This is a genomic window from Burkholderia sp. TSV86, from assembly GCF_001522865.1.
Lineage (GTDB): Bacteria > Pseudomonadota > Gammaproteobacteria > Burkholderiales > Burkholderiaceae > Burkholderia.
In genome coordinates, this window is the sequence record NZ_LOWB01000074.1 from 49056 (window position 1) to 55862 (window position 6807).

The 6807-nt window shown below is 65.1% G+C and carries 7 protein-coding genes; 1 reads left to right on the plus strand and 6 read right to left on the minus strand.

Going from position 1 to position 6807, the window contains the following annotated elements:
- Window positions 1-26 precede the first annotated feature (26 nt).
- The 6 genes from WS68_RS12125 to paaA form a co-directional block, all read right to left on the minus strand.
- Window positions 27-857 carry a DUF1835 domain-containing protein gene (locus WS68_RS12125; protein ID WP_059571034.1) on the minus strand — a complete coding sequence of 277 codons (831 nt, stop codon included), beginning with the start codon at window positions 855-857 and terminating at the stop codon, window positions 27-29.
- A 134-nt stretch (window positions 858-991) separates the two neighbouring features.
- Complete coding sequence (gene paaE, locus WS68_RS12130; protein WP_059571037.1) at window positions 992-2080, minus strand: 1,2-phenylacetyl-CoA epoxidase subunit PaaE; 1089 nt, start codon at window positions 2078-2080, stop codon at window positions 992-994.
- Window positions 2081-2082: 2 nt separating this feature from the next.
- Window positions 2083-2778 carry a 1,2-phenylacetyl-CoA epoxidase subunit PaaD gene (gene paaD, locus WS68_RS12135; protein ID WP_082709987.1) on the minus strand — a complete coding sequence of 232 codons (696 nt, stop codon included), beginning with the start codon at window positions 2776-2778 and terminating at the stop codon, window positions 2083-2085.
- A gap of 193 nt (window positions 2779-2971) precedes the next feature.
- Entirely contained in the window at window positions 2972-3775 is an 804-nt protein-coding gene (paaC, locus tag WS68_RS12140) for a 1,2-phenylacetyl-CoA epoxidase subunit PaaC (protein WP_059571038.1), read from the minus strand.
- Between the two features lie 14 nt (window positions 3776-3789).
- Window positions 3790-4074, minus strand: a complete 285-nt coding sequence (gene paaB, locus WS68_RS12145) for a 1,2-phenylacetyl-CoA epoxidase subunit PaaB (RefSeq protein WP_059571052.1) — start codon at window positions 4072-4074, stop codon at window positions 3790-3792.
- A gap of 103 nt (window positions 4075-4177) precedes the next feature.
- Complete coding sequence (gene paaA / locus WS68_RS12150; RefSeq protein ID WP_059571040.1) at window positions 4178-5176, minus strand: 1,2-phenylacetyl-CoA epoxidase subunit PaaA; 999 nt, start codon at window positions 5174-5176, stop codon at window positions 4178-4180.
- A gap of 171 nt (window positions 5177-5347) precedes the next feature.
- Here paaA and WS68_RS12155 point away from each other — a divergent pair, with 171 nt between their 5' ends.
- Entirely contained in the window at window positions 5348-6634 is a 1287-nt protein-coding gene (locus WS68_RS12155; RefSeq protein WP_059571042.1) for an SGNH/GDSL hydrolase family protein, read from the plus strand.
- Window positions 6635-6807: the final 173 nt, after the last annotated feature.

Consider the following 6807-nt stretch of genomic DNA (forward strand, 5'->3'; position numbering starts at 1 on the left):
GGGACGTGAAGCGTCGTTAAGACAGGTTAGCGATGGGCGGCGGCGGGCGCGACGCGCAACGTTGCCGTTCGCCAATGTTCGACGGAGCGGACATCGCCGCGCAACTCAAGGCGGCCGGCGACCGCGAGTTCACGGCAGCGCCAGAATGCGACGGTGTCGCTGACGAACAACTGGCCGCGATCCGCGAGTGCCATGACCGCGCCGGCCACGCGTGCGGCCGGCCGCCATTCGCTGCCGGCATGCTCGAGAACGAGCGCGTCGAGATCCGTGTACAGGCCGCTCTTGAACGTATTGCCGACGAGATAGCGCAGTTCGGCATTCGCTTGCCTGGCCTCCAGCCATTCGAGCGCGAGTCGGCTGATGCGCAGCACCGAGATCGGCGCGGCTTCGGCAAGCTTCGCGCGCAGCCGCTCGGGCGGAAAAATGCCGGTTGCGGTGGCTTGATCGGCCCGCTCGCGTGCCCACGCGCGCGGATCGTCCATATCGGCGATCGACAGCCGCACCTCGTTGAGCCGTTGCGGCGCGCTGCGCAGATGATAGGCAACGCGCCGAAGCATCAGCTGGTCGGCGGCGCTTTGAGCATGCCAGATCACGATCTGTTCGGAGCCGGCGGCGAGCGCGTCGAATTTAGCCCGTTCGGCGGCGAGCCTTGCGATCCAGACCGGCAACGTATCGCCGATCACGCGCTCCCAGAACGCGGCGCGCGTGTCCGGCGCATCGTCCACGCCGCGCAGCGGGCCGACAGCGAGATCGTCGAGCAGCTCGATGACGGTATCGTGTTCGCGGCCGGCGGCCGAGAGCGCGATGCGCAGCGAGGCGGCGGCGCTGCCGCCTTGGGTCACGTGAAGGGTCCTCATCCGGCTTGTCGTCAGCAAAGAAAACCGCTTGCCGCGTGGCGCAAACTTTCGTCGAGGCCACCCGGCAAGCGGCCCCTAGTGTAAGCGAGATGCGGGGCGCGCAGGAACCGCTTGCCGCGCGATCGGTGCGGTATCTAGCGTTCGTCGAAGCTGACGGTCACTTTGCTGCTGACCGGATGGCATTGACAGGTGAGCACGAAGCCATCGGCGATTTCCTGCGGCTCAAGCGTGTAGTTCTTATCCATCCGCACTTCGCCCTCGAGCACCTTCGCGCGGCACGTGCAGCACACGCCGCCCTTGCAGGCGTAAGGCAGCGCAATGCCCGCGTGCAGGCCGACGTCGAGCAGGCTTGCGCCTTCGTATGGCAGGCGCAGCTTGCGCGTCTTACCGTCGATCACGATTTCGAGATCGGCGGCGGGCGTCGCATCGGTGATCTCGACCGCGGGCGCGCCTGCCTGCGGCAATGGCGTGCCGAAGCGTTCGACATGCACCCGCTCGCGCGGCACGCCGGCCGCCGCGAGCGCGGCCTCGGCAGCGTCCATCATCGGCGCGGGGCCGCAGATGAACGCTTCGTCGATCGTCGCGGCGGGCACGAGCGTCTCAAGGAACGCCGCGCATTTTGGCTGGTCGAGCACGCCGTTGAACAGTTCGACGTCTTGTATCTCGTCCGACAGCACGTGATACAGCGCGAAGCGTTGCATGAAGCGGTTTTTCAGATCCTCGAGTGTCTCGGCGAACATGATCGAATCAGCGCTTCGATTGCCGTAGATCAATGTGAACGTGCTTCGCGGCTCCAGTTCGAGCGTCGTTTTGACGATCGCGAGTACGGGCGTGATGCCCGAGCCGCCGGCGAAGGCGACATAGTGCTTGCCGTGCCCCGCATTCAGATGCGTGAAAAAGCGGCCGTCGGGCGTCATCACGTCGATCGTCTGGCCGGGCTTGAGCGTATCGAACGCGAAGTTCGAAAAGCGGCCTCCGCGCACGCGCTTGATGCCGATGCGCAACTCGCCGTCGCGATCGTAATCCGTCGTGCCGATGCAGATCGAATACGAACGGCGCGTCTCCTCGCCGCCGATGTGCGCCTTCAGCGTGACGAATTGGCCTTGCATGAAGCGGTACGCGTCGCGCAACTCGGGCGGCACGTCGAACGATACCGTGACGGCGTCGGCGGTTTCGGGCCGCACGTCACGGATGCGCAGCGGATGGAATTGCGGAGTCGACATGGTCAATAGGGTTTGAAATAGTCGAAGGGTTCGCGGCAATCGATGCAGCGATAGAGCGCCTTGCACGCGGTCGAGCCGAATTGCGCAAGCCGCTCGGTGTGTGCGGAGCCGCAGCGAGGGCACGCGGGGGCGGCGGCCGGCTTGGGTATGGCCGGTTTAGGCACGGCCGGTCTAGGCACGGCCGGTTTAGGCACGGCCGGTTTAGGCAGGAAGCGGATCGTGCGTTCGATGGCGGGGAAGGCCGCCGAAGCCGAACCCTGCGCATGGCCTTCGCATCGTTCGGCGGGCGGTGCGATTCCATACGCACGAAGCTTTTCACGCGCATCGGCGGTGATCCAGTCGGTCGTCCACGCCGGCGCAAGCACGGTCACGATCCGGTGCGGCGCGAGCCCGGCGCGCCGCAGTGCGGCGCCGATGTCGTCGGCGATCTGCTGCATAGCCGGGCAGCCGGAGTAAGTCGGCGTGATGACGATTTCGAGCGCGCCGTCCAGGGCGCGTCGGACATCGCGCAGGATGCCCAGCTCTCGGATCGAGACGACCGGGATTTCCGGATCGGGCACGGATTCGAGCGCTTGCCGCGCGCGGGCGACGAGTGCTTCGGCGTCGTCGTGCGCAGTGCCGCCGCCGTTGCTGCCGTTGGCGCCGGCGGCAAGCCAATGCGGCCGGGTGGCTGGCCGGTCCGCGCCGGCAGCCGGCAGGCCGTCGGTACAAGCCGATTGAGCGCGAAGAGCGCCCGGCGCCGGTCCCGGCCGATCGGGATCGCGAACCGGCTGGCCGGTTTCGCCGATCGAGCGATGGGAGGGGCGGGTCGCGAGCGCCGGCTGGCCGGACACGGCGGGGGCCGACAACGCGGGGGAGGCCGTTTCGAGTTTCATCATTCGCTGCTCGGACTTACCAGGACGCGCCTGGATGCTGACGCGCGGTGCTCTGCATTTGTGCGAGCAGATAACCGAAGTGCTCGGAGTGCTCGCCGCGCTTGCCGGTCGGCACATGCTGGCTAGGTTTGGGCGGTACGAGCGTTGCTTCGTCGAGCGCCGCGTCGACGTCGGCGCGCCACGCTGCGTCGAGCGATGCGATTGCCGGGCCGATGCCCGCCGTTGCAGCTGCGGTGTCGATTTCGTCCGCGACGAAAAACTCGCGCGTGTAAGGCATCAGATAATCGAGCGCGGCTTGAGTGCGGGCGTGCGATTCGTCGGTGCCGTCGCCGAGGCGGATCAGCCACTCGCGTGCGTGATGGACGTGATAGCGCGTCTCCTTCAGCGATTTCGACGCGATAGCCGCGAGTTGTGCGTCGCTCGATGTCTCGAGCACCTGAAAGACGTGCAACATCAGCGTCGAATAAAGGAAGTTGCGCACGATCGTCACCGCATAGTCGAGCGGCGCATGCGCGGTGCCGCAGAGCGGGCCGTAATGCGGCAGTTCGACGAACGTGTAATTGGTAAATTCGCGCTCGTCGCGGAAATAAGCGTAATCGTCCTCGGTCTTTTCGATGCCGGTCAGTTGGCGTTCGAGATCGGCCGCGTGCGTATACAACAGACGCGCCTGCCCGATCAAATCGAGGCTCATATTGGCGAGCGCGATGTCTTCCTCGAGGATGGGGCCGTGGCCGCACCATTCGGCGTTGCGCTGGCCGAGGATCAGTGCGTTGTCCGCGAGGCGCAGCACGTAAGCGAGATGCTGGGGCGTGATCGTCATGACGGGCGGCTCGCTTACATGTGGTCGACTTCGTCGGGCAGTGTGTAGAACGTCGGATGACGGTAGATCTTGTCTCCCGCCGGCTCGAACAGCTCCGCTTTCTCACTCGGATCGGACGCCGTGATCGCCGCCGACGGCACGACCCAGATACTCACGCCCTCCTGGCGGCGCGTGTAGACATCGCGCGCCATGCGCAGCGCCATCGACGCGTCGGCCGCGTGCAGGCTGCCGCAGTGCTTATGGTCGAGCCCTTGCTTGCTGCGCACGAAAACTTCCCAGATCGGCCATTCGTTGCTCATCGCTTGCTCCTGATTTGCTGAATTCCGCGGATGCGGATGGCGGCGGCGCACGCCGCGGCGTTTCACGATACTTTCACGGTGTTTGGCGCGACGGCCGCCCGAGTCATGCCGCTTGCGGCTGTTCGCGGCGGCGCCGCTTTTCCGTGTGCGCAAGCGCCGCCTCGCGAACCCATGCGCCGTTTTCGTGCGCATGCACGCGGGTCGCGAGCCGTTCGCGGTTGCAGGGCCCATCACCGTTGACGACCCGCCAGAATTCGTCCCAGTCGATCGCGCCGTAGTCGAAGTGCCCGCGCGCGTCGTTCCATTTGAGATCGGGGTCGGGCAGCGTGACGCCCAGCACCTTCGCCTGCTCGACCGTCGCGTCGACGAATTTCTGGCGCAGGTCGTCATTCGAGATCCGCTTGATCCCCCATTTGGCCGACTGATTGCTATGAACCGAATCGGTGTCGGGTGGCCCGAACATCATCAGCACCGGCCACCACCAGCGGTTTACCGCGTCCTGCACCATCTCGCGCTGAGCGTCGGTGCCCCTCATCATGGCGAGCAGCGCATCGAAACCCTGGCGCTGATGGAACGACTCCTCCTTGCAAATGCGGATCATCGCGCGCGCATACGGCCCGTAAGTGCAGCGGCAGAGCGGAATCTGATTCATGATCGCCGCGCCGTCGACGAGCCAGCCGATCACGCCGACGTCGGCCCAGGTGAGCGTCGGGTAATTGAATATGCTCGAATATTTCGCGCGGCCGGTGTGCAGCGCGTCGATCAGCGCGTCGCGCGAGGCGCCAAGCGTTTCCGCCGCGCTGTACAGATAAAGGCCGTGGCCCGCCTCGTCCTGGACTTTCGCGAGCAGGATCGCCTTGCGCTTGAGGCTCGGCGCGCGCGTGATCCAGTTGCCCTCCGGCAGCATCCCGATGATCTCCGAGTGCGCGTGCTGCGAGATTTGCCGCACCAGCGTTTTGCGATAGGCGTCGGGCATCCAGTCTTGCGGTTCAATCTTGCCGTCGGCGGCGATCACGGCGTCGAATCCGGCCTGCTCGGTCGAATCGACGGCGGTGTCGGGCGGTACGGCTTGGCCGGGAAGGTCGAGCGATTGCGTATACATGGAGAGGGTTTCATCCAAGTGAGGCTGGTATGCAGTATAAATCAACCGACCGGTCGGTCAATATATGATTCCAATCCTTTTCCGTCGATGATTCGATGCCATCGATCAACTGGCGTCGGTGGCCCATTTTTGCCTCATGCATAATCGTCAGCTTTTTTGAGAGAGGATCGAATGATGTTCCGACGTTGGCTTATTGCTCTTTCCGGTGGCATCGCGCTTGCTGCGCCGATGGCGGCAGGTGCCGCCGCGGCCGATGCGCCGGCGCAGCAATCGCAATGGGTGGCGTCGTGGGCAACGGCCTTGCAGCCGATCCCTGATCTTGCCGCGCCGCCGCCGCTTTATCGGGCGCCGGATGTCGCGGGCCGCACCGTTCGTCAGATCGTCTACCCGACAATTGCGGGGCGAGCGATCCGTGTGCGCGTGAGCAATGCATACGGCAAGACGCCGCTTGTGATTGGCGCGCTGCGAATCGGCCGTTCGGCGGGTGGCGCGGCGGTTGCCGCCGACAATTCGGCGGCGCTGACATTCGGTGGGCAATCCGGCGTCGAAGTCCCGCCGGGGCAGGAGCGGGAGAGCGATCCGATCGCATTCGACGTGGCGCGCGGCAAGCCTTACGCGCTCAGCTTGTATATGGGCCCGCGTCAGACGATGACGGTCTGGCACCGGGTTGCCAACCAGATCAATTATGTGTCGTCGCCCGGCAACCATGTTGCCGACGCGGCCCCTGATGCCTATCGGACGCGCTTTACGCAGTCCGCCTGGGTGGCGGAACTGGCGGTCGACGCGCAACCGGCGAAGGCGGCGGCAATAGTGGCCATCGGCGATTCGATCACCGATGGTATGCGCTCGAGCCTGAATCGCAATCGACGTTGGCCGGACGCGCTGGCCGCGCGCATCGAGCGGATGGACGGGGCGGCATTCGGCGTGCTCAATTTGGGGATCAGCGGCAATCGGCTGCTGAGCGATTCCCGCTGCTACGGCGTCGCGTTGGAGCGGCGGTTCGAGCGGGACGTGCTGGCGCGCTCGGGCGTGAAGGCTGTGGTTGTAATGATCGGCATCAACGACATCAATTTCGCGGCAATGCCGGCGCGCGCCGGTTTCGATTGCGATGCGCCGCATACGCGCGTCGACGCGCAGGCGTTGATCGACGGTTACCGTCGGCTGATTGCTGCCGCACACGCCCGCGGCGTGGCGGTGTTCGGTGCGACGCTGACGCCGGCGTCGTTGCCGCAGTCGCGCGAGTCGATCCGCCGGCAGGTCAACGAATGGATTCGGAGGTCCGGCGCCTTCGATGGCGTGATGGATTTCGACGCCGCTTTGCGCGATCCGGCGAAGCCTGCCGAATTGCAGCGTCGCTATAACAGCGGCGACGATATTCACCCCAACGATGCAGGCTATCAGGCGATGGCCGACGCAGTGCCGCTGGAGCCGCTCATGGCTGCTGCCGGGCGGCATTGAAAAAAGCCTTGCATAGTTGGGATCGACTGACTAGAATCACGCCTCTTTCACGGAAACGGAAACGAGGCGTGAAGGAGGGAAGGAAGCTTGGCCGGTCGATCGAGATGAGCGGGAAGTGATCGGCGGGTTGAGGTAGGAAGTGAGTCCCGAGTGCGCGACGGCGATAAAAAGTT